Origin of the sequence: Leisingera sp. ANG-M7, from assembly GCF_000813965.1 — a bacterium.
In the GTDB taxonomy this organism is placed as follows: Bacteria; Pseudomonadota; Alphaproteobacteria; order Rhodobacterales; family Rhodobacteraceae; genus Leisingera.
The window spans coordinates 397,934-419,533 of the sequence record NZ_JWLI01000006.1 but is presented as its reverse complement, the minus strand read 5'-3'; the positions used below and the strand labels follow the sequence as shown (position 1 = coordinate 419,533).

General features: G+C 59.1%; 17 protein-coding genes and 1 tRNA gene. 8 read left to right on the top strand and 10 right to left on the bottom strand.

Translation table 11 applies throughout. The annotated features are described in order from the left end of the window. The first annotated feature begins 15 nt into the window (after positions 1-15). Positions 16-441, top strand: a complete 426-nt coding sequence (locus RA26_RS09400; protein ID WP_019297834.1) for an Lrp/AsnC family transcriptional regulator — start codon at positions 16-18, stop codon at positions 439-441. Between the two features lie 60 nt (positions 442-501). Here RA26_RS09400 and RA26_RS09395 read toward each other — a convergent pair whose 3' ends face one another. Beyond that, the gene (locus RA26_RS09395) at positions 502-969 is read right to left on the bottom strand and encodes a disulfide bond formation protein B (RefSeq protein ID WP_039183025.1); all 468 of its coding nucleotides are present in this window, start codon (positions 967-969) and stop codon (positions 502-504) included. Positions 970-971: 2 nt separating this feature from the next. Then, the gene (locus tag RA26_RS09390; RefSeq protein WP_039183021.1) at positions 972-1,550 is read right to left on the bottom strand and encodes a YqaA family protein; all 579 of its coding nucleotides are present in this window, start codon (positions 1,548-1,550) and stop codon (positions 972-974) included. Between the two features lie 164 nt (positions 1,551-1,714). Here RA26_RS09390 and RA26_RS09385 point away from each other — a divergent pair. Beyond that, positions 1,715-1,800: transfer RNA gene (locus RA26_RS09385), tRNA-Leu, on the top strand. Positions 1,801-1,944: 144 nt separating this feature from the next. Here the strand turns inward: RA26_RS09385 and RA26_RS09380 are convergent. The 4 genes from RA26_RS09380 to ypfJ all read right to left on the bottom strand — a co-directional run bounded on the left by RA26_RS09380 (position 1,945) and on the right by ypfJ (position 5,791). Continuing rightward, positions 1,945-2,991 (bottom strand): dipeptidase, encoded by a 1,047-nt coding sequence (locus tag RA26_RS09380; protein WP_039183019.1) that lies wholly within the window; start codon positions 2,989-2,991, stop codon positions 1,945-1,947. Positions 2,992-3,019: 28 nt separating this feature from the next. Beyond that, complete coding sequence (locus tag RA26_RS09375; RefSeq protein WP_039183016.1) at positions 3,020-3,685, bottom strand: class II aldolase/adducin family protein; 666 nt, start codon at positions 3,683-3,685, stop codon at positions 3,020-3,022. Between the two features lie 16 nt (positions 3,686-3,701). Further along, a complete protein-coding gene (mtnA, locus tag RA26_RS09370) occupies positions 3,702-4,808 on the bottom strand; it encodes an S-methyl-5-thioribose-1-phosphate isomerase (protein ID WP_039183013.1) in 1,107 nt (368 codons plus the stop codon). 137 nt (positions 4,809-4,945) lie between these two features. Beyond that, positions 4,946-5,791, bottom strand: a complete 846-nt coding sequence (ypfJ, locus tag RA26_RS09365) for a KPN_02809 family neutral zinc metallopeptidase (RefSeq protein ID WP_039183011.1) — start codon at positions 5,789-5,791, stop codon at positions 4,946-4,948. A 354-nt stretch (positions 5,792-6,145) separates the two neighbouring features. Between ypfJ and RA26_RS09360 the strand changes: the two genes are divergently transcribed. The 5 genes from RA26_RS09360 (at position 6,146) to RA26_RS09340 (ending at position 15,297) form a co-directional block, all read left to right on the top strand. Beyond that, complete coding sequence (locus RA26_RS09360) at positions 6,146-7,249, top strand: efflux RND transporter periplasmic adaptor subunit (RefSeq protein WP_241482616.1); 1,104 nt, start codon at positions 6,146-6,148, stop codon at positions 7,247-7,249. 3 nt (positions 7,250-7,252) lie between these two features. Beyond that, positions 7,253-10,378 (top strand): efflux RND transporter permease subunit, encoded by a 3,126-nt coding sequence (locus RA26_RS09355; protein WP_039183005.1) that lies wholly within the window; start codon positions 7,253-7,255, stop codon positions 10,376-10,378. An 802-nt stretch (positions 10,379-11,180) separates the two neighbouring features. After that, the gene (locus tag RA26_RS09350; RefSeq protein ID WP_039183002.1) at positions 11,181-12,146 is read left to right on the top strand and encodes a TAXI family TRAP transporter solute-binding subunit; all 966 of its coding nucleotides are present in this window, start codon (positions 11,181-11,183) and stop codon (positions 12,144-12,146) included. 113 nt (positions 12,147-12,259) lie between these two features. After that, a complete protein-coding gene (locus tag RA26_RS09345; protein WP_039183000.1) occupies positions 12,260-14,869 on the top strand; it encodes a TRAP transporter permease in 2,610 nt (869 codons plus the stop codon). Further along, positions 14,866-15,297: a universal stress protein gene (locus tag RA26_RS09340; RefSeq protein ID WP_039182998.1), complete on the top strand. Its 432-nt coding sequence runs from the start codon at positions 14,866-14,868 to the stop codon at positions 15,295-15,297. Before RA26_RS09345 ends, RA26_RS09340 begins: the two co-directional genes overlap by 4 nt. Positions 15,298-15,324: 27 nt before the next feature. Here RA26_RS09340 and RA26_RS09335 read toward each other — a convergent pair whose 3' ends face one another. From RA26_RS09335 to RA26_RS09325, 3 genes are read right to left on the bottom strand one after another with little or no spacing between them, the layout of a single operon-like run. After that, positions 15,325-16,374, bottom strand: coding sequence for a lipocalin-like domain-containing protein (locus tag RA26_RS09335; protein ID WP_039182996.1), 1,050 nt, complete (start codon positions 16,372-16,374; stop codon positions 15,325-15,327). After that, positions 16,364-18,781: an FtsX-like permease family protein gene (locus RA26_RS09330; RefSeq protein ID WP_039182995.1), complete on the bottom strand. Its 2,418-nt coding sequence runs from the start codon at positions 18,779-18,781 to the stop codon at positions 16,364-16,366. The genes RA26_RS09335 and RA26_RS09330 overlap by 11 nt, the downstream gene beginning before the upstream one ends. After that, positions 18,778-19,434 carry an ABC transporter ATP-binding protein gene (locus RA26_RS09325; RefSeq protein ID WP_039182993.1) on the bottom strand — a complete coding sequence of 219 codons (657 nt, stop codon included), beginning with the start codon at positions 19,432-19,434 and terminating at the stop codon, positions 18,778-18,780. The genes RA26_RS09330 and RA26_RS09325 overlap by 4 nt, the downstream gene beginning before the upstream one ends. A 194-nt stretch (positions 19,435-19,628) precedes the next feature. Here RA26_RS09325 and RA26_RS09320 point away from each other — a divergent pair, with 194 nt between their 5' ends. Next, complete coding sequence (locus RA26_RS09320) at positions 19,629-20,078, top strand: potassium channel family protein (RefSeq protein ID WP_039182990.1); 450 nt, start codon at positions 19,629-19,631, stop codon at positions 20,076-20,078. Here RA26_RS09320 and cls read toward each other — a convergent pair. Then, positions 20,075-21,490, bottom strand: coding sequence for a cardiolipin synthase (gene cls / locus RA26_RS09315; protein ID WP_039182988.1), 1,416 nt, complete (start codon positions 21,488-21,490; stop codon positions 20,075-20,077). The genes RA26_RS09320 and cls overlap by 4 nt on opposite strands. Positions 21,491-21,600 lie beyond the last annotated feature (110 nt).

The following is a 21,600-nucleotide window of genomic DNA, read 5'->3' as shown; positions in this document are numbered from 1 at the left end:
AAAATGGGGTAGGGTATGGACAAAACGGATGAGCGACTGGTGTCAGCCCTGCGGCACAATGCACGGGCGTCGCTTTCGGATCTGGCATTGGAGCTGAACCTGTCGCGGACGACTGTGCGGGCGCGGATCGAGCGGCTGCAGGCGCGTGGGGATATCCTGGGGTTCACTGTCGTGCTGAAAGAGGATGTCCTGCGCGATCCCGTGCGCGGGCTGATGATGATCGGGATCGAAGGCCGCGGCACCAGCCGGATCACCCGGCAGTTGCAGGGCTTGCCGGAAGTGCGGGCGATTCATACCACCAACGGGCGTTGGGATTTGATTATTGAACTCGGCACCGAGACGCTGGAAACGCTTGATGCTGCCCTAGCCAAAATCCGGACGTTCGAAGGGGTCGTGAGCAGCGAAACCAATCTGCTGCTGGCGACCAAGAAAGACACCTGAGACCGTTGTTTTTTCAATGCGGCCAGCATGTTGGTGGCCGCATTGCAGCTTGCTGCAGTGTTAACCCTGCTTGCGGATGTGGTTGGCCGCGGAAATCCACAGCAGTGCCAAGCCAAAGGAGGCAATGGCGTTCCAGCTGGCCATGGAGAGCGACAGCATTTCCCACGGAACCTCATCACAACGCACCAGTGGGGCTGCCATGATTTGCTCCATCAGCTGGTCAGGCGACAGCCCGTCAATCGGGCCGGATGTGCAGGTGGTGGGTCCTTCCCACCAGCCGCGCTCAACCCCAGTGTGATAGGCACCGACACCTGCAGTGGCCAGCGCAGCCAGTGCACCCAGGTAGGGCAGCACTGCGCCTGGAATGATCAGAGCCAGCACGCCGATCCCAGCGGCAGCAGCATGGGGGTAGCGTTGCCAGTAGCAGAGCTTGCAGGGTGCCATTTCGCCGATGTACTGGAACCCAAGCGCACCGAGCAGGAGCGCAGCTGAGCCGCCGGCGGCCAATACGATCAGAAGTCTGTGCATGTTCAGATGAACCTCACCATCAGGAAACCGCCGAAAAGGATCACCATGAAAGCGGTGAAAACCAGCCCAAGGCGGCGTTCAATGAAATCGCGGACCGGTGCCCCGAATTGCCACAGAAGACCGGCCACGATGAAAAAGCGCAATGCCCGTGCGAGGATAGAGGTCGCAATGAATGTTCCAAGCGGCATTCCCGTCCAGCCCGACATGATGGTAATCACCTTGTAGGGGAACGGTGTGACGCCTGCACCCAGTACCGCCCAGAAGCCGAAATCGTTGAAACGGGTATTGAACTCTGCCATGGCGCCGCCCTTGCCCATGGCCTCCAGAACCGGCTGGCCGATGCTTTCGTAAAAAAAGGCGCCAATCGCATATCCCAGAACGCCCCCGGCCACAGACGCAACCAGCGCCACGAGAGAGACCAGCCATGCCCGCGATGGGCGGGCTAGGATCATCGGGATCATCAGAACATCCGGCGGGATCGGAAAAACAGAGCTTTCAACAAACGAAACCGCCGCCAGGCACCACAGCGCTTTGGGATGATCGGCCAAGGCCATTGTCCGGTCATACAACGGTTTCAGCATACTGGGCCCTGCGTCCTCAATGGCATTTTCCTAGGGAGTTGGCATGCGCGCGGCGCTCCGTCAAGCTGGGCGGAGGCTGATTTTGCCACCCGGTGTATTTTCAGCGGCTGAGTGCTGTTTTGCCTCTGGACCTTGGCCGATTGCTTGGCTAGGAACAGTGCGTGGCCCAAGTGGCGGAATGGTAGACGCAGGGGATTCAAAATCCCCCGCTGGTGACAGCGTGCCGGTTCGAGTCCGGCCTTGGGTACCAATAAAAACAAAGGCCTGCAGCGTGTTTTTGCTGCAGGCCTTTGTTTTTTCATCACCTGTGCCTCTTTGAAAACGACTCCCGCAGACTAGCTCAAGCCGTGCACCGTTCAGCTGATTTGTGCTGCTGGTGACATGCAAAGCTCTGCTACGTCCAGGTCTCCTCCAGCACCCGAAGCCAATTTCCATGGCAGAGTTTGGCCATTAACTGGTTATCGAAACCGTGCGCTTTCATTGCTTCGCGCAGCACCGGCAGCCCAGAAACATCATGGATTGCTGCGGGCACAGTTGCGCCATCAAAATCCGATCCAAGTCCGACTCTGTCCTCACCAAGCTCGTCAATAAGGTAGACGAGATGTTCGATCATTTTGGCAACTGGCGTGTCCGCGTCCATACGTCCGTCTTCGCGCAAGAAGGCAACGGCGAAATTCAGCCCGACCATGCCATCGCTGTCACGGATCGCATGCAGTTGCCGATCCGTCAGGTTTCGGCTGTGCGGGCACAGGGCGTGGGCATTGGAATGGGTTGCGACCAAAGGTTTGCTGCTGCGGCTGGCAACATCCCAGAAACCCGCTTCGTTCAGATGAGAAAGGTCGATCAGAATACTCAGTTCATTGCACTTTTTTACCAACCGGATGCCTTCTGGGGTCAAGCCGGGGCCGGTGTCCGGGTTTGAGGGGAAGCGGAACGGCACACCGTTGCCGTAGATCGTGGGACGGCTCCAGACTAGGCCGAGCGAGCGAAGGCCTGCAGAGTGAAGAACCTCGAGCGTATGAAAATCCGGGTCGATTGCCTCGGCGCCTTCCATATGCATGACGGCCGCCATGATTCCACTTTGCATTGAGCCGCGGATGTCAGCAGCAGTACGGCAGATCTTGAGCGCTCCTTGACGCTCAAGACGTCTCAGGATCGCGGCCTGAGCAAGCGCAACTTGTGCTGACCGCGGCCAGTCAAGGGCTGATGGCAAGGGCAGGTCATAGCTCTCGGCCATCATTTCTTCCATGAAGCTTGCGCTGGCTTCGTCCGGAACGAAGATTGCAAACATGCCGCCTGCAAAACCGCCTTTTTGTGCCTTGAACAGATCGATGTGATGGCCGCCGGAGCCCAGGAAGCCATCCCTGCCATCAGCAACGTTGCCGGACTGGATCTGCAGCAGCAGGTCGTTGTGACCATCAAAGATCAGCGGATGTTCCATACCGGCTCCATTTTGCGTTTATGCAGTGTCAGCGACTGTCTTTCAGGCCGTACTCCGAGAAAGCCGTTACAACTTCCGTAATCTCATCTTCGCTCAGGATGTGTGGTTTTCCGACGGTTAGGCTTGTCACGTAGCCTTTTGACAATGTTTCTAATTCCACCATTCGCCAAAGGGCGCGTGAAAGGCTGTCCCCGGTGGTTAAAGCGCCATGGTTGGCCATCAGGCATGCGCTGCGGTTATGCAAGGCGTGCACGATGTTGTTTGACAGATCTAAGCTTCCGAACAGGGCGTAATCCGCCACAGGAACGTCGTTGCCGCCGAAAGCCGCAACCATGTAGTGGCAGGCAGGGATTGCCTGGCGGTTCATCGCCAGCGCGCTGCAATAGACGGGGTGAGCATGGATCACGGCATGCACACCTGGTTTGGCCTGCAGGATAGCCAGATGAAAGGGCCATTCGGTCGAGGGCTTCAACTGTCCCTCCGGTGCGGGGCTGCCGTCCAAGGGCACCAGGACAAGATCTTCAGGCGCCATTTTCCCGTATGGGACTCCCGACGGGGTGATCAGCATGTGATCGCCCGTGCGAACTGAAATATTGCCGGAGGTACCCTGATTGATCCCTGCGGCATTCATTTCCAGGCAGGCGTCAATTATGGCCTGCCTGAGTTCGATGCAGTCCCGGTACGGTGGTTTCATTGGACAGTCTCGGGCATCAGGCGGATTTTGCTGCGGCCATTTCGGGGAACATTCCCGCTAGACCTTCCTCGGACGCTCTGCAAATGCCGCGCTCAGTTATCAGCCCGGTTACCAGCCGGTTCGGCGTCACATCAAAGGCCGGGTTGCCGCCCGGGGTTCCGTCCGGTGTCACCTGCACAGTGCCGATTGCTCCGTCTTCGTTCTTACCCTGAACATGGGTGATCTCACGCTCGCTGCGTTCCTCAATCGGGATTTCAGCAACCCCGTCAGAGACCGTCCAGTCGATGGTCGGCGAGGGCAGAGCGACGTAGAACGGAACCCCGTTGTCGTGGGCGGCCAGTGCCTTAAGATAGGTGCCGATTTTGTTGCAAACATCGCCGCGGCGGGTGGTGCGGTCGGTGCCGGTGATGACCAGGTCAACCTGACCGTTCTGCATCAGGTGACCGCCGGCATTGTCTGAGATGTAGCTGTGGCTGATCCCGTGGCTGCCCAGCTCCCAGGCGGTCAGCGCGCCCTGGTTGCGAGGCCTAGTTTCGTCAACCCAAACGTGGATCGGTATGTCGGCCTCATGCGCATGGTACATCGGGCTGGTGGCGGTGCCCCAATCGACAGTTGCCAGCCAGCCGGCATTGCAGTGGGTCAGCAGCCGGACCGGTTCACCCGCAGGTTTGCTTGCTGCAATCTGCCGGATCAGTTCCAGCCCGTGTGCGCCAATGCAGCGGTTGATTTCGACGTCCTCATCCGAAATTGCGTGTGCCAAAGCCAACGCAGCTTCGGCCCGCTTTGCCTTATCCAGGGGCCGCAGATGCGCGCGGCAGCGGTCCAGGGCCCAACGCAGGTTGATAGCAGTTGGACGGGTTGCGTTGAGAAAGCTCCAGGCCCGATCCATGGCGGCATCGGACGGATCCAGGCGCATCGCGAGGGCCATTCCATAGGCAGCTGTCGCCCCGATCAAGGGAGCACCGCGCACCCGCATCTCTATAATGGCATCAGCAAAACCCTGTAGCGTGTCCACCTGCTGAACGCGGAACTCGTGCGGCAGCCAGCGCTGATCGATGATCTGCAATGCATCCCGTTCGAGGTTCCACCACAGGGAACGGTAGTGTGTCCCGCCAACTTTCATTCTGATGCCTCCCTTGGTTTGCTGCAGCACCGTGCAAGCGGCTGAAAATATTCAGCCTTGCGTGTCCCGTGCGGTGCTGTGTGTTGCTAAACAAGCACCGGTATCAAAGGAATTCAATGGCCTGCACACTCAAAGTGCTACAAGGAACTGGCTGAGAAAGTATCACAGGCCTTTACTTCACCTGTTTGGAACCCACGGGCAAACCAATCTTGCCGCTGTGCGCTGGTGCCGTGGGAAAACGTATGCGGCTGGGGTACACGGCCGGCATTCCGCTGCAATGTGTCATCACCGATCTGCTTTGCGGCATTCATCGCCTCTTCGACGTCGCCGGGGTCCAGCGTGCCCAGCGCGTCCTGCGCGTAACGCGCCCAGATCCCGGAGAAACAGTCCGCCTGCAGCTCCGTCCGGACAGAAATCGCGTTGGATTCAACTTCGCTCACCCGGGCCCTGACGCGCTGGGTCTCACCAAGGATGCCAAGCTCGTTCTGCACATGGTGAGCAACTTCATGGGCGACGACATAGGCGGCTGCGAAGTCGCCCCGCGCGCCCAGCCGCTGGCTGAGTGTGGTGAAGAAGGACGTGTCGAGATAGACCTTTTCGTCCATCGGGCAATAGAACGGACCAGTTGCGCCGTTTGCGCCGCCGCAAGGAGACTGGGTCACTCCCTTGTAAAGGACAAGGACAACCGGATTATACCGCCGTCCAAGCTGCTGTTCGAATATAGAGGTCCATACAACTTCGGTATCGGCGAGGGCGACGCTGACAAACTCCGCAGCCTCCTGGTCGGCTGCAGTGACTGGAGCATTTGCACTGGATTGCGGTGCGGAATCTCGCAGCAGCGGGGTTAGATCGACGCCGAAAAAGGCCCCAGCGACAACAATGAGCAGAAGGCCGGCACCGCCGATCCCGGCGCCTTTGCCAGATATCCGGCGGCCCCGCCGGTCTTCGATATTCCGGCTTTGCCGCCGCCCTCTCCACCGCATGTCATGCTCCTTGCTTTCAAGCCAGGCACCCTTGCCGGAACAAGGTAATTGCCTCGGCACGGTAATCAAATCCCGCCTGAAGCGGCGGGCTGCAGGTTCCCTGTTTTAAACGTATGGCGAGGGGCGGCAGTTCCCGATTGCGGCTGCGGGTTTTAACCTTTTGCCGCGACAGAAGTTTCTTCAAGATACGTGTGCAGCTTGCAGACGTGTGCAGAGAAAGTATTCAATAGGGCAACGATTTGGATACGGGGCGGCAGTCCGATTTGGCGGCTGTCGGAAATTTTTGTTTAATTGAGAGGCTCAAGAATGACGTGTTTCTGGAACAGGGGCCTGACAGGCCGGACAGGGCTCGCAGTGGTTGCAGCTGTTAGCCTGGCATCTGCCGGCGCAGCACTGGCGCAGCAGCAAGGTGCTGCTCCCAAAGTGTCGGTTTCCGAGGCGGTGATCAAACCGATCAAGGATACGGCGACATTCATCGGCCGGGGAGAAGCGATCGACAAAGCCGACATCATGGCCCGGGTGAGCGGATATCTGGAAGAAGTGCTGGTCCGGGATGGCGCTGAGGTCGAAAAGGGCGACATTCTGTTCCGCATCGAGCGCAGCGCCTATGAGGCAGTGCTGGAGAGCCGACGGGCCGAACTGGCGCAGGCTGAAGCCAATCTGGAACTGGCATCATTGGAGCTGGTCCGGAAACAGGAATTGTTCGAGCGCGGATCGGTTCCGGAAGCAGACCGTGACACCGCCCGCGCCAATGAACTGGTGGCAGAGGCGCAGGTGCGCGCCGCTGCGGCCGCAATTCAGCAAGCTGAACTGGATCTGAGCTATACCGAAGTCCATGCGCCGTTTTCCGGCCGTGTCGGGCGTGTGGAGGTCAGTACCGGAGATGTGGTTAGCCCCAGCGGTTCGCCGTTGGTGAATATCGTGCGCGAAGCGCCCGTCTATGTGTCCTTCGCGCTGAACGAAAAGCAATTCGTCGAAATCCTGCAAGAGCTTGAAGCTGAGGGAATTGACCGCGGCAATACCGAGACCGCTCCAGAGGTGTTCGTCGTGCTGCCGAATGGGGCAGAACTGGAGGAAAAGGGACGGATCGCCTTTGCTGGCAACCGGGTTGATCCGACGACAGGCGCTGTCACTGTGCGGGCGGAATTCAAAAATGATGAACGGCTGATTCTGGACGGGGCTTTTTTGACAGTCGGCCTTCAGTCGCAAGAAGCTGTTGAGCGGGTCGTGATCAGCCAGGCAGCAATTCAGCGGGATCAACAGGGTCCGTTTGTTCTGGTGGTCGATGATCAAAGCCAGGTCCAGCAGCGTTACATCGTTACCGGTGATGTTCAGGGCACCGGGATCATCGTTCTGGACGGGCTGACGAAAGGCGAATCCGTTGTGGTCGAAGGCCTGCAGAAAATCCGGCCCGGTGTCGAGGTGGATCCGGTCATGGCAGCACAGGCAGGAGAATAACCGATGTTCTCCTCCACATTTATTTCGAGGCCGAAGTTCGCGATCGTTATCTCCCTGGTTCTGACGGTTATGGGGGTGATCGGCTATTTCGCTCTGCCTGTTGCGCAGTTCCCTGAAATCACGCCGCCGGTGGTGAACGTCACTGCCACCTACACCGGTGCCAATGCTGAGACCGTTGAAAAAAGCGTCGCTGCGCCCATTGAAGCGCAGGTTAACGGTGTGGACGGGATGCTCTACATGTCCTCCACCTCCGCAGACAACGGCAGCTACTCGCTGGCGGTGACGTTTGAAGTCGGCACCGACCCTGATATCGCTTCGGTTAACGTGCAGAACCGGGTGGCACAGGCCACGGCCTCGCTGCCTGCTGAGGTCAACGCCAATGGTGTGGTAACTCAGAAAAGCTCTTCCAACATGCTGCTGGTGACAGCGCTGACGTCGCCGGGCGGGTCTTATGACAGTGTGTTCCTGTCGAATTATGCTGCGATCAACATCAAGGATGCGCTGGCGCGTGTGAACGGCGTCGGCAAGGCGGATATTCTGACCAATTTTGAGTACGCCATGCGGGTGTGGCTGGATCCGAACAAGATGGCTGGCCTGGGTATTTCACCGGGTGATGTGATCAGTGCAGTGCAGGAGCAGAACATTGAGGTTTCAGCCGGGCAAGTGGGTGCGCCGCCAGTGCCCGGAGATCAGGTGTTCCAGTACACAATCAAGTCCAAAGGCCGGCTGACTGAGGTCAGCGAGTTTGAGAATATCGTTATCCGCACCGGCGACGGAGGCAGTACCGTGCGCCTGGGGGACATCGCCAAGGTGGAGCTGGGCGCCTCAAACTACAGTTCCTCCGGTTTCTTTGACGGCGTGCCGGCAACCATTCTGGCGGTCTATCAGGCACCTGGCGCCAATGCGCTGGCTGTGTCGGAGAATGTACTGGAGGAAATGGAACGCCTGTCGGCGGATTTCCCCGAGGATGTTTCTTACGCGGTGCCATTCAACACCACGGATTTTGTCGAGCAATCGCTGAATGACGTGATCACCACCCTGATGATGACCTTCGTGCTGGTGATTTCAGTGGTGTTCATCTTCCTCGGGTCGTTCCGCGCTACTGTCATTCCAGCAGTCGCCATCCCGGTGTCGCTGATTGGTACATTCGCCTTCCTGCTGGTGCTTGGCATGTCGCTCAACACCATCTCGCTGTTTGCGCTGGTTCTTGCGATCGGCATCGTGGTGGATGACGCCATCGTTGTGGTGGAGAACGTCGAGCGCATCATTGCCGAAGAGGGGCTGTCACCGCCTGATGCGACCCGCAAGGCAATGGGGCAGATCACTGGCCCGGTGATCGCAACCACCTTGGTGCTGCTGGCAGTGTTTGTGCCGGTCACCTTCATGCCAGGGATTACTGGCAAGCTTTATTCGCAATTTGCGGTGACGATCTCGGTCGCCGTGGTGATCTCCTCGGTCAACGCGCTGACGCTGTCACCTGCGCTTTGCGCTATTGTACTGAAGGCCCGTTCCGGCCCGCCAAAAGGGCTGTTGGCGATGTTTGAGAACATGATCGGGGGCGTGCGCAGCGGCTACCTCAGCATTGTGACCAGGCTTCTGCGGCTTCCGGTGATCGGGCTTGCAATCATCGCCGTTGTGGCGTTTGGAACCGGCACGGTTTTCAACTCCACATCCAAGGGTTTCCTGCCGGCCGAGGACAACGGTTATCTGTTTGTTGATGTTCAGCTGCCTGATGCGGCGGCACTGGGACGGACAGAAACGGTGACCCGCAGGATCGACGAGCAGATCCGTCAGATTCCGGGCGTCCAGGGCACCGTTCTGGTCAATGGATTCAGCTTGCTGAACGGCGCCAGTGCCAACGGTGCGATGATAATCGCCAACCTGGACCCGTGGGATGAGCGGCAGGACGAAGCGCTGCAGCCGAATGCGATCCTGGGTCAGATCTATGGTATTGCCAACGGCGAAGCTGCGGCCAGCATCGTTGCCTTCAACCCGCCGCCGATCTCCGGCCTGGGGATGTCGGCAGGTGTTGAGATGGCAGTGCAGCAAACCGCTGGCGGCACTCCGCAGGATCTGGCGCAGTCCGTTGGCTCGTTAGTCTATTCTGCCAATCAGCGGCTTGAGATCGCCCAGTCCTACACCACCTTCCGGGCCAACGTGCCGCAGGTGTTTGTTGATCTGGATCGGGAAAAGGCCAAGACGCTGAATGTGCCGATTGCCGAGGTGTTCCAGACCATGCAGGCCCATCTGGGGTCCTACTACGTAAACGACTTCAACCTGTTCGGCCGCGTCTACAAGGTGATGCTGCAGGCAGAGGGGTCTTACCGCGACAAGATCGAAGATATCGGCGGCCTGTACGTGCGGGCGCAGTCGGGGGAGATGGTGCCGCTGTCGACCCTGATCGACGTCGAGAACGTGCTGGGACCGGTTCTGCTAAAACGGCACAACATCTTCCGATCTGCGACCGTCACCGCTGTTCCGGCTCCGGGTCTGTCCACCGGCGACGCGATACGGGTGATGCAAGAGGAAGCCGCGACTGCGTTGCCGCCGGGATATGCCTTTGAATGGACAGGCACCGCTCAACAGCAGCTGGACTCAGCTGGGCTGGTGACAGTGATCCTGGCGATGGCGGTGCTGTTCGGCTACCTGTTCCTGGTCGGGCAATACGAAAGCTGGACAATGCCGGTGGCAATCCTGTTGTCGGTGATTGTTGCACTGTTCGGGGCCGTCGCTGCGGTGGCGATCGCTGGAAATGACATCAACCTCTACACCCAGATCGGGATGATCATGCTGATCGGCCTAGCCTCGAAAAACGCGATCTTGATTGTGGAATTCGCGATGGAGCAGCGGGCAGCCGGCCTCAGCATCCGAGAAGCCGCCCAGGAAGCAGCCAAGCAGCGCTTCCGGGCGGTGATGATGACGGCATTGTCCTTCCTGCTGGGTGTGGTGCCGTTGCTGATTGCGTCTGGTGCCGGCGCCGCCAGCCAGAAGGCCATCGGCATTGCGGTCTTTGGCGGAATGCTTGCAGCAACCGTAGTCGGCGTCATCGTCGTGCCAGTGCTTTACGCGATGATGCAAGGCATGCGCGAGCGTATCAAGGGGCAGCCGCAGACCAGCCCGGCCGAGTAAAAACATGCCTCCCCGGCAGCCATTCCGTTGTCGGGGAACTGTTCCACCTTTGAGCGGATCAAAGAGCTTGAGGAAATTGAAGATCAGGCCGCCTGACGCGCTCTCAATCCGCGTTGATGAGCTTCGGCCAGGATCAACTCCCACTTTCGGGGGGTGCACCGGAATTCAGGCTCCACGTCGCAAGTCAACGGGGCGCTGATTTCCCGTGGAAGCCGGCGGGCCTGGGCCGATACACACCGCTCCAATGCCCAAAAGTCCGTCAGAGACGGATTGCTGAAAATTACTTGGCTCAGCAGCATTGCTGCAAGCTCCCTGTCAATTGCTGGTAACGGCCCCGGCGTTTCTTAAACCGTGGCTCAAATTTTTTTATGGGCTGTTTAATAGCCATGTTGCGGCGGTTTGTCACCGGTTGATTTTCAGCATGTGAAAAATCACGGAAAATGTATGCGTAGCTGAGTTGATGTCTTCAGGTTCGAAATGAAGCAATTGAGAATCGCGCGCAACTCATCTTTACCTTCAAGAAAAAACTTTGCGTCGGCACCATGCAGAGGTGCCATGCGTTTGCGGGGAAAAATCTCTAACTGGCGTCATTAACGGGAAAAAAGGCCCCAAAGAGGGTGCGTCAATAAATAGCAGTCTTGACTTGGGGGGGAGGCGGTGAAACCCTTCTGCGCGTGCAAAATAATCCGCACACAGCTTGCCTAGCAGGCCGGAACTGACCGCTGCGGGACAACTGCAGACATGTATTCCTGGCGGACGCAGACAAGCTGCAATTCATAAGACAAGTGGGAGAGACTTGATCATGAAACACACCAAGCTGGCTATCGGTGCATTGGTGGCGGCGTCCTTTTCGGCGCCCGCAGCATTTGCTCAGGAATATATCACCATCGGCACCGGCGGCGTGACCGGCGTGTATTACCCGACCGGCGGCGCCATCTGCCGTCTGGTGAACAAAGGCCGCAAAGAGCACGGCTTCAAGTGCGCTGTCGAGTCCACCGGCGGTTCGGTCTACAACATCAACACCATCCGTGAAGGCGAATTGCAGTTCGGTGTGGCCCAGTCCGACTGGCAGTATCACGCCTACAACGGCTCCTCCAAGTTTGAAGAAGCGGGTCCGTTCGAAGGCCTGCGCGCCGTGTTCTCGGTCCACCCGGAACCGTTCACCGTGGTGGCCCGCGCTGATGCAGGCATCTCCACCTTTGACGACCTCAAGGGCAAGCGCGTGAACATCGGCAACCCGGGTTCCGGCCAGCGCGGCACCATGGAAGTGCTGATGGATGCCAAGGGCTGGGGTATGGAAGATTTCGCCCTGGCAACCGAGCTGAAGGCGGCGGAACAGTCCGCGGCGCTCTGTGACAACCAGATTGATGCAATGATCTACACCGTCGGCCACCCGTCCGGCTCTATCCAGGAAGCCACCACGGCTTGTGACTCGGTTCTGGTGACCGTTGACGGTGAAGCGGTTGAGAAGCTGGTTGGCGACAACTCTTTCTACCGCACTGCAACCATTCCAGGCGGCATGTACCGTGGGTCCGACAACGACACCAGCACCTTTGGCGTGGGCGCGACCTTCGTGACCTCCGCTGACGTGTCCGAGGATGCAGTCTATGCAGTGGTCAGCTCAGTCTTTGAAAATTTCGAAGCCTTCCAGAAGCTGCACCCGGCCTTTGCCAACCTGAAGCCGGAAGAGATGATTGCAGACGGCCTGTCGGCACCGCTGCATCCTGGCGCTGCCAAATACTACAAAGAAAAAGGCTGGATCGAGTAATCCGCCAGACAGCAGGAACGGGGCGCATCAAGCGCCCCGTTTTCGCCTGAGGCCCAAGGCCCGGGCTTGACTATACCGGCCCCGGGAAACGGCGGCCGCAGGGGAGATTATCCATGACATCCGATGCTCAGGGAAATCGGCCGCTCAGCGAAGAAGAGCTTCAGGAACTTGTCGCGTCCTCAGACGCCGGCGCCCGCAACCCGGTGGGAAGCGTGGGACTGTTTCTGGCGATTGTCGCCGTCATCTGGTCCGTGTTCCAAGTCATCCTGGCCTCGCCGCTGGCCAATCAGCTGCTGCCTGGCAGCGTGATCAACAATTCCCGCCAAATTCATTTGGCTTTTGCCATTTTCCTGGCCTACGCAGCATATCCCGCATTCAAGTCCAGCCCGCGGAATTACATTCCTGTACAGGATTGGATGTTCGCGCTGGCCGGTACTGCAATCGCCATGTATGGCTACATCTTCTACCAAAAAATCGTTGATTCCGGCGGACTTGCCGATGACATGGACAAATGGTTTGCGCTGGCAGGCCTGCTCCTGCTGTTCGAGGCCGCACGCCGCGCGCTTGGCCCGGCGATGGCGATCATTGCGACGATCTTCCTGGCATATGTTTTCTTCGGCTCCTCCGAATGGGTGCCCGAGGTTATCCGCTGGAAAGGCGCCAGCCTGAAAAAGGCAATGAGCCACATGTGGATCACTTCCGAGGGCGTGTTCGGCATTGCCCTGGGTGTCTCCACCAAGTTCGTTTTCCTCTTCGTGCTGTTCGGTGCTTTGCTGGATAAGGCGGGGGCTGGCAACTACTTCATCAAGATGGCCTTTGGCGCGCTTGGCCACCTGCGCGGCGGCCCGGCCAAGGCGGCTGTTGTCGGCTCTGCTGCGACTGGCCTGATTTCCGGCTCCTCCATCGCCAACGTTGTTACCACCGGCACTTTCACTATCCCGCTGATGAAGCGGGTTGGCTTCACCTCTGAGCAGGCTGGATCGGTCGAGGTCGCGTCTTCCGTGAACGGCCAGATCATGCCCCCTGTGATGGGGGCAGCTGCCTTCCTGATGGTGGAATACGTGGGCATCTCCTATGTCGAGGTGATCACCCATGCCTTCCTGCCCGCCGCGATCTCCTACATCGCGCTGGTCTATATCGTGCACCTTGAAGCCGTGAAGCGGAACATGCCGACGCTGGGCAACCGGGTGGTTTCCATGGGCCGTACCATTGGCGGCATGGCATTGTTCTTCGCGGGCTTCGCGGCGCTTTGCTATGGTGTGCAGTATCCGGTGAAATGGATCATTGCAGCGATGCCCGGCGCATCCGGCCTGACCCTCTCGGCACTGGTTGTGGCCGCCTACATCGCGCTGCTGTGGCTGGCTTCGGGTGTTGATGACCTGGTGCCGGATGACCCCAACGCCAAGGAGGTCGAACTGCCTGTTGTTGCTGAGATCTACAAGGCGGGCCTGCATTACCTGCTGCCGATCATTGTGCTGGTCTACTTCCTGATGATTGAGCAGAAGTCGCCCGGCCTGTCGGCATTCTGGGCCACAGCATTGCTGTTTGTGATACTGCTGACCCAGAAACCGCTCAAGGCCATTTTCCGCGGTCAGAGCGACATGGCAAACGCCTTCGTCGAAGGTGTGCATGACCTGTGGAACGGCCTGATCGACGGCGCCCGCAATATGATCGGTATTGCGCTGGCTACAGCAACGGCTGGCGTGATCGTCGGCACCGTGACCCTGACCGGCGTCGGACAGGTGATGGCTGATCTGGTCGAGTTTGTCTCCGGCGGCAACCTGATCCTGATGCTGGTGATGGTTGGCCTTCTGTCGCTGGTGCTGGGCATGGGCCTGCCAACCACCGCCAACTACATCGTCGTCAGCTCGCTGATGGCGGGTGTGGTCGTGGAACTGGGTGCACAGTCCGGTCTCATCGTGCCACTGATTGCTGTGCACCTGTTTGTGTTCTACTTCGGGATCATGGCTGACGTGACACCGCCTGTGGGGCTTGCCAGCTTTGCCGCTGCGGCGGTGTCGGGCGGGGATGCGATCCGTACAGGTTTCACCGCCTTCTTCTACAGCTTGCGGACTGTGGCACTGCCGTTTGTGTTTATCTTCAACACCGACCTGCTGCTAATCGATGTAAACTGGATACAGGGGATACTCGTGGCCATATCAGCCACCATTGCGATCCTTGTCTTTACCGCGGGCACCATGGGCTACTTCGTCAGCCGTAACCGGATCTATGAGAGCATCCTGCTGATCTTTGCAGCCTTTGCGCTGTTCCGGCCGGATTTCTTCATGGATCGGGTGATGCCGCCGTTTACCCAGGTTCCGCCGGCCCAGCTGGCGCAGGCTCTGGGTGAGGCAGAACCGGGAGCTGAGCTTCGGATCACTGTTGAAGGTCCCGATTTCGACACTTCTGAGATCAAGAGCACCACGATGATCATGACCGCCGATGGCTCGGACGGGCAGGCGGCCTTGGATGCCTATGGTCTGCTGCTGCTGGAAGAGGATGGTGCGGTCAAGCTGGAAGAGCCGATGTTCGGCACGCCTGCAGCCCCCAACCTGGAAAGCTTCGATTTCTATGCCGACGCGCCGGTGCAGATCGTCACCATCCAGGCCCCCGCCAGCCAGCTTCCGAAGGAACTGATGTTCCTGCCGGCACTTCTGCTGGTGGCGCTGGTTGCCCTTATGCAGCGCGGCCGCGCGCGTGAAGAAGAAGGAGTAACAGCATGAGCAAACCTGTTCTTTGCGCCTTGGAACTGAACGACCCGGATCTGGACGAAAAGGTTCTGGTTCAGGCTGCCCGGCTGGCCGATCTGGATGGCGCGCAGCTGGATGTTGTCAACGTGCTGCCAGACTTTGGTGAAAGCTGGGTCTCGGGCTTTTTTGAGGAGCACCACCACGAGAAGGCTGTCAAAGACACCACTCAACGGCTGACCGGCCTGTGCGAAAGCGTTCTGGGCAAGGAGCGCAATGCCAGGGTCCGCCATCTGGTGGCGACCGGGACGGCCTATCAGGAAATCCTGAAGGTTGCGGAAACCGCAGGCAGCGGGCTGATCGTGATCGGCGCGCATAAGCCGGACCTGAAGGACTACCTGCTGGGGCCAAACGCGGCCCGGGTGATCCGCCACTCGGACTGTTCGGTCTTTGTGGTCCGCTAAGTTAAACAAGGGCGCCTGCGGGCGCCCTTATTCGTAGCCGGTCATCTCAAGGTAGCCTTTGCCGCTGTGGCTTCCTGTGACCGTGACCGGGCCTTCCCAATAAGAGAACGAGGTGCCCATCCAGCTTTGCGGATTCAGCGCCAGAACTTCGACGGAAACACCCTTGTCTGGCACAGAGGCATGCCAGTGCGTGGGCATCTCGCGGCCTTGAACATCTCTGATATCAAGCGGCTGCGCTTGAAAAGCGCCTGGTGCCAGCGGCTCAGCGGTGCCGTCAGCGGATATCCAGGTGCCGGAGGTGAAATCTCCGCGTGCACCGCGCAGGACAAACCCCATCAGCTTTTCGCCGCTGTCGAAGCTGAGCGAAAACCAGTCCCAGCCGCTTTGATCCTCTGCCAACGGCTGGCTTGACCATTCGCGGTCCAGCCAGCCATGGCCGGTGACATCCACTGGCCCGTCCGGCAAAGATAAAGTTCCGGAGATCTTGTAGTGCGGCTGGGAATAATAATGGCTCGCCTGGCCAGTGGCAGATTTGACCGAGTAACCCGCGTTGCCTTGCAGAACCAGCGGGCCATTAGCAGTCAGGCCCAGGTCATAGGAGAACTCCATCGCGGCTGCCGAAAGTGAAATCTTGTCAAGCGTCTCATCTGTGGAGCGCATGTGCCAATCGTCGATCCATGCGGAAAAAGGCTGCGTCTGGACGCCAGCCTGTCCCACGCCTCCGCGGGCGATCCTCTCTGCAAACAGGTGCTTGTCTTTTGTGGTGACGGCGGCATGCGCCATCCAGATTTGCGGACTTTGCCAGCCTGCTGCTTCTCCGGGGACCAGAGCAGAGCGGAACAATGTCCATTGAATGCCATAATCCGCGCCATCCACGCCTTCAAGGTTGGCCGTCAAGTACCACCATTCAATACGGAAATCAGGGTGAGGGCCGTGGTCCGCAGGGAAGATCAGCCGGGTATCGGGTTTTGGGATGGCAAACCCCTCCGCGTCCGTTCCCAGCCCGGCATAGCCTTGCGGCTGCACGGCGGTTGCCCAGATGAGGCCCGAGGCAACTAGAAAGATCTTAGCGTTCATTGGCAAATACCTTGAGCAGATCTGCCGGGTCAATCCGGCTCAGCCTCCACGCTGGAAGGGCTGCAGCAGTCACCGCAGCGAGAAGTGCCAGCACAAACAGCCGCAGCCAGTCCAGCGGAAACAGATACATCGGCAGTTTCCAGCCAAAGGCTGCCACGTTGATCACCGAAAGCAGAACCCAGGCCAGAACCAGCCCCAGCGGCAGTGCAAGAACCGCTGTGCCAGCCGCCAGCAAAAGGCTGCGCAGCACCTCCGCCGCTGCCAGCTGTCGGCGGGTCACGCCCATCGCCCAGACCGGCGCCAGCTGCGGCAGACGCTGGCTCCACAGCGTCATAAGGCTGGTCAGCAGTGCAAACCCGGCAACGCCCAGCGTCAGCAAATTCAAGGCTGCGGTAATGACAAAGGTTCTGTCAAAAATAGCCAGTGAACGTGCCTTGACGGTTGCTTGATCCGTGATGTTTTCCCGCGGAATGCCAAACTCCTCCCTGAGTGACGTAATCAGGCTGGAAACTTCTTGCGGTTCCGTGCGCAAGCCGAAGTTCCTGTTGGGGAGACCGGGTACGTGTTTCAGCAGCGCTTGCAGCGACACCATGGCTTGGCCGTTCGGGTTTCCATAGTCCGAGTAAACCCCGGCTATGGGCAGGCGCCATCCCGGTTCTAGTTGCAGGATGCTACCCGGTGCCAGCTTGTGCCGGCGTGCAAGCTGTTCGTTGACGAGCAGGGCTTCACCATTTGCCGTTTTATCCCAGACATCCGGCAAAGCGTCCAGCAGCGGCCAGTTCGACCGGTAGGCTGTGTCATCTTCAAACCCGTAAATCCGCAAGGGCGCGCCTTTAAATCGGGTATCGTGATACCGGCGGGACAGAGCGGTGATACCCTGTGCATCCAGCCATAGCGCCAGTTCAGCGCCCTGTTCATCGCTGGCGGCGGTGACATAGACCTCCGCGAACAGCCGCTGATCCAGCCAGCCCGTAAAGGTCAGGCGGAAGCTGGACACCATGGTGCCAACGCCAATGTTTGCAGCCAGGGCCAGCAGCAAAGCCATCAGCGCCAAAGACATTCCTGGAAGCTGCGCGCGGGTGTCAGCCCAAAGCCACTCAGCCAGTACTCTCTTTGCTATGTGTGCTCCCAGCGATAAGCCTGCTGAAATTAGCAGTGGCAGTAAAAGCGCTGCACCCAGCATCACGGCGGCGAGGAATGCAAAACCTGCAACAAGTCCCTGAAAGAAAGTGATAAAAATCAATCCTGCAACAATGGCAGCGGCGCCGCAGAACGCGCTGGTCATATGCAATCGGCTGGCTTGCTGGCCGCGGGCACGGGTCGCGGGAGCAGCCAGTATGGGCAAACGCCAAAGAGCAAAGAGAGATTGCGCACTGGCCAGAAAAACGCCGCCCAGAGTCATTGCCAGCCCCGAAAAGACCCAGCCCGCCCTTAGCGTCAAGCTTCCATCTACGGGCGCTCCATAGAGCCCCGCCAAGGTCGCATTGACGCCAGGCAGCAATGCCGCCGCCACAAGGTAGCCACCTGCAAGCCCGGCAATGCCCGCTACAAGGGCAATGGCGGCGAGTTCGGCGATAAACAGACCGCACAGCAGCCGCATAGGCACTCCAAGACTGCGCAAGGTCCGGATCATCACGCGCCGCTGTTCCAGGCTCAGCGCGATGGTTCCCTGAACGATGAACAGGCCGACAGCAAAGGACAACAGGCCAAAGGCCGTAAGGTTCAGATGGAAACTGTCAGTCAGCCGTGCAGTGTCAGAGGCCGCGGCGCGGGCAGGGATGAGTGTCAGGTCGGGTGCAAGCTCCGCAATCGGAACCAGTCCAGGAGTTTGTTCGGGCAGAACCAACAGGTAACTCAGACTGTCCGGCTGTCGGAGCAATAGGCTGGCAAGGCTGAGATCCGCCATGCCAACACCCCTCGGCAACGCCGCCAGTCTGGTCACCGGATGGATTTGCTGCGCCTCTGACAAAAGCGTGGCCGTCTCCGGGTGGGCAAAGATCCGCCCCGGCGGCCGCAGCGCTTCCAGGGCTGTTGAGGTCTCCGATTCCACGGCTTCGGCAAGCACCGGCGCCTGCGGATGCTGGAGCAGGTCAACACCCATGATATCAAAGCTTTGCCGGTCGAACTTGACTACGCCTTCCAGCACCGGTGCAAGTTTCCACCCAGAACGCCGCAATTCGCTGTAGCGGGCAATGGTGATGAACCCGGTTTCCGGAACGAGCCGGGCAAGCCCTGCTGTGCCAAGCTGCTCCGCCGCGCGGGCATAACTGGCACGCGCCTCTGCGTTGATTGCCTGAACCGCCGACCACAGACCGGCTGCAAGTGCCAGCCCGGCAATCAGGGTTGCCAGCTGCAGCGGGTGGCGCCGCCAATGCGACAGGATTGCCAGAAGCGCGGCGCCTGTCATGCCGCCGTGCCGTGCCGCAGGTGCAGGCGCTGGTCGAGCATCCCTGCCATTGCTTCGGAGTGGGTTACCAGAAACAGCGCTGTGCCGCTTTCCCGGACAAGTTCCAGCATCAGATCCATCACGGCAGCGCTGGCGGTTTCATCGAGGTTGCCCGTCGGCTCATCCGCCAGCAGCAGCTTGGGCCGCACGGCCAGTGCGCGGGCGATTGCCACCCGCTGCTGCTGCCCGCCAGAAAGCTGCTCGGGGTAACGCTGCAGCAGACCGGACAAGCCCAGGCGGTCAGTCAGGCGCTTTTCCCAGCCTTCATCCCATCTGCCGCCAAGACGGGCATGCAACGCAATGTTCTTGCTAATGTTAAGTGAGGGGATCAGATTAAACTGCTGAAAAACAATAGAAACATCCCGCCGGCGCAATGCCGCCCGCTGGTTGTCACTCAACCGGGAGAGGCGCGTTCCGTCAATCTCGATTTCGCCGCTGTCAAATTGATCCAGTGCCCCAGCCAGATGAAGTAAAGTGCTTTTGCCGGAGCCGCTTTCTCCGGTCAGGGCCAGGCTGCGGCCGCCATCCAGATCCAGTGATACCCCGCGAAGCACAGCAGTTTCCGCTGTTTGGCCCGGAAAGCGCTTGGTCACGTTTCGGAAAGTCAGAACCATATGCGTCGGTCTCTGCGCCTTGGGCCATCACATGCTGCCAAGCCACTCAATACCCTGGCGCCTTGGATGTCCAGCGGAGAGACAGTTCCGTCTGGTCAGCGGGTTGGAGAAATTGCTGCAATTGCGTCTTGCCCGCAGGATTTCTATGGTGCAGCCAAGGGTTGCCAATGCAAGTTCAGAACGGGAGGTTAGGCGTGACGCTGTGGAACCAGCTTCTGTGGGGATCAATCTACCTCAGCGCTTGCCTGATCCTTGAAATCACGGTGCTGGTCTGGTGCGCCTCGGTTCTGAACAGGATGTCCAAACGGTTTTCCAAACCCTACCGGCCCTGGCAATTGGGCCTGATGCTGCTGGTTGCCATTTTTATCATTCTTGGGAGCCATACAGCCCAGGTTTGGATCTGGTCTTCGGCCTTTGTGATGGTCGGCGCGATCGAAGACTGGAATACCTCGGTCTATTTTTCGCTGGTGACCTACACCACCCTTGGCTACGGCGATGTGGTGCTGGGGCCAGCGCTTCGGATATTTGCGGCTTTGGCTGCGGTCACGGGCCTGTTCGGGTTCGGGATCAGCACAGCGTTCCTTGTCAGCGCCATGGGACGGCTGTTTTCCTTTAACGGGCAGCGTTCTGAAGGGGGCGGTTAAAGCACGGGTGCGAGCAGGCGCGCTGCAGGTGCCAGCAGGCGGATCCAGAGTCTCTGCTGGCTAAGACTTTCGGTCAGTTCGCGCGCATCAAGGAAGTCCTCTTCTAGCATGTCTGCAATTTCAGACGCGGGACGCGGATCAAAAAAAAGCCCCATGGTTTCGAAATTCAGCCTGAAGGATCGGTTGTCGAGGTTTGCGGTGCCAATGCCTGCGATTGTGTCGTCTGCCACAAAGCACTTTTGATGCATGAAGCCCCCCTGATAGCGCAGGATGCGGACCCCAGCGTCACGCAGCTCATCAAAAAATGCAAAGCTGGCAAGCCATGGCAGGTGGTGGTCAATGGTTTCCGGCAAAAGCACCCGTACATCGACGCCCCTCAGGCCGGCGTGTTTCAAGGCTGCGAAAACATCCTGATCAGGTACGAAGTAGGGAGATGCCAGCCAGACCCGGGACTGCGCCGCAGTGATCGCGGAGAAATAGAGCATGGAGCCATTGCCGGTTGTATCACCTGGCCCCGTTGAGGCGATCAGCCCCGGCAAGTCCTGCGGCGACACTTCGGGCTTCCAGTTGAGAAGGTCAAGGATAGGCTCCTGGGTTCGCCAGTGCCAATCCTCCGCAAAGGACAGCTGAAGCTGTTGGACCACGGGCCCGGTCAGCCGGACATGCGTATCCCGCCAAGTGCCAAACTTCGGGTCGAGCCCCATGTATTCTTCTCCGGCATTGAGGCCGCCGGTAAAGCCAACCCGTCCATCCGCGATCACAGTTTTTCGGTGGTTGCGGAAATTGATCCGCAACCGGTGCCAGGGCCCGCGCTGTACCGCTGGGTCAATCATGTTGACGCCTGCAGTCTCCAGCGCGCGTTTATAGTCACGCGGCAGTTTTCGGCTGCCAATGCTGTCGGTCATGAACCAGATGGCCACTCCGCGCTGTGCAGCCGCAATCAGCCGGTTCTGCAGTTGCATCCCGACGCCGTCGGCGTGCAGGATGTAGTACTGCACTAGGATGTAGTCTTGCGCGTTATCAATCGCTTCGAAGATGGCATTAAAGGTTTCGGAGCCGTTGATCAGCAGTTTCAACCCGTTTCCCTGGCAGACGTTCAGGCCTGCAATCACTTCAAAGGGTGCCGTATTGACAGCCAGAGCTGAAGCGTCTTGTGTCTGGGCACTGGTGAAGTTGCGCTTGGCGATGACGGCCTGCTCCGCAGCCCGGCGGGTCGTCCAATATCCTTTGAAGCGGTGATGGCCGAAAATCATATAGGCGGGCAGGGCAAGCACCGGTGCAGACAGAAGGAACACGACCCAGCCGATCGCTCCTTGCGGCGTGCGTGCAGTGCGTGCCGCGCTGAGAGCTGCCACTCCGGCCGCCGTCCAGGTTGCAGCCAGGGCGGCGGTGCTTAGAACGATCCAGAACATAGAGGGCTCCAAAAACTGCCTGATTGTCAGACTAGTACCGATCCGGGCATCCCGCCATACCCGGGGACGGGCTTGTCTGTCCGCTTCATGATTTGACGCTGGCATTTTCC

What these genes read in the sequence shown, in the direction of transcription:
- RA26_RS09325 (WP_039182993.1), bottom strand. Translation starts at nt 19,434, where the DNA reads ATGGTTCTGACTTTCCGAAACGTGACCAAGCGCTTTCCGGGCCAAACA.
- RA26_RS09340 (WP_039182998.1), top strand. Translation starts at nt 14,866, where the DNA reads ATGAGCAAACCTGTTCTTTGCGCCTTGGAACTGAACGACCCGGATCTG.
- RA26_RS09345 (WP_039183000.1), top strand. Translation starts at nt 12,260, where the DNA reads ATGACATCCGATGCTCAGGGAAATCGGCCGCTCAGCGAAGAAGAGCTT.
- RA26_RS09390 (WP_039183021.1), bottom strand. Translation starts at nt 1,550, where the DNA reads ATGCTGAAACCGTTGTATGACCGGACAATGGCCTTGGCCGATCATCCC.
- RA26_RS09355 (WP_039183005.1), top strand. Translation starts at nt 7,253, where the DNA reads ATGTTCTCCTCCACATTTATTTCGAGGCCGAAGTTCGCGATCGTTATC.
- RA26_RS09350 (WP_039183002.1), top strand. Translation starts at nt 11,181, where the DNA reads ATGAAACACACCAAGCTGGCTATCGGTGCATTGGTGGCGGCGTCCTTT.
- RA26_RS09335 (WP_039182996.1), bottom strand. Translation starts at nt 16,374, where the DNA reads ATGAACGCTAAGATCTTTCTAGTTGCCTCGGGCCTCATCTGGGCAACC.
- cls (WP_039182988.1), bottom strand. Translation starts at nt 21,490, where the DNA reads ATGTTCTGGATCGTTCTAAGCACCGCCGCCCTGGCTGCAACCTGGACG.
- RA26_RS09400 (WP_019297834.1), top strand. Translation starts at nt 16, where the DNA reads ATGGACAAAACGGATGAGCGACTGGTGTCAGCCCTGCGGCACAATGCA.
- ypfJ (WP_039183011.1), bottom strand. Translation starts at nt 5,791, where the DNA reads ATGCGGTGGAGAGGGCGGCGGCAAAGCCGGAATATCGAAGACCGGCGG.
- RA26_RS09380 (WP_039183019.1), bottom strand. Translation starts at nt 2,991, where the DNA reads ATGGAACATCCGCTGATCTTTGATGGTCACAACGACCTGCTGCTGCAG.
- RA26_RS09375 (WP_039183016.1), bottom strand. Translation starts at nt 3,685, where the DNA reads ATGAAACCACCGTACCGGGACTGCATCGAACTCAGGCAGGCCATAATT.
- RA26_RS09395 (WP_039183025.1), bottom strand. Translation starts at nt 969, where the DNA reads ATGCACAGACTTCTGATCGTATTGGCCGCCGGCGGCTCAGCTGCGCTC.
- mtnA (WP_039183013.1), bottom strand. Translation starts at nt 4,808, where the DNA reads ATGAAAGTTGGCGGGACACACTACCGTTCCCTGTGGTGGAACCTCGAA.
- RA26_RS09330 (WP_039182995.1), bottom strand. Translation starts at nt 18,781, where the DNA reads ATGACAGGCGCCGCGCTTCTGGCAATCCTGTCGCATTGGCGGCGCCAC.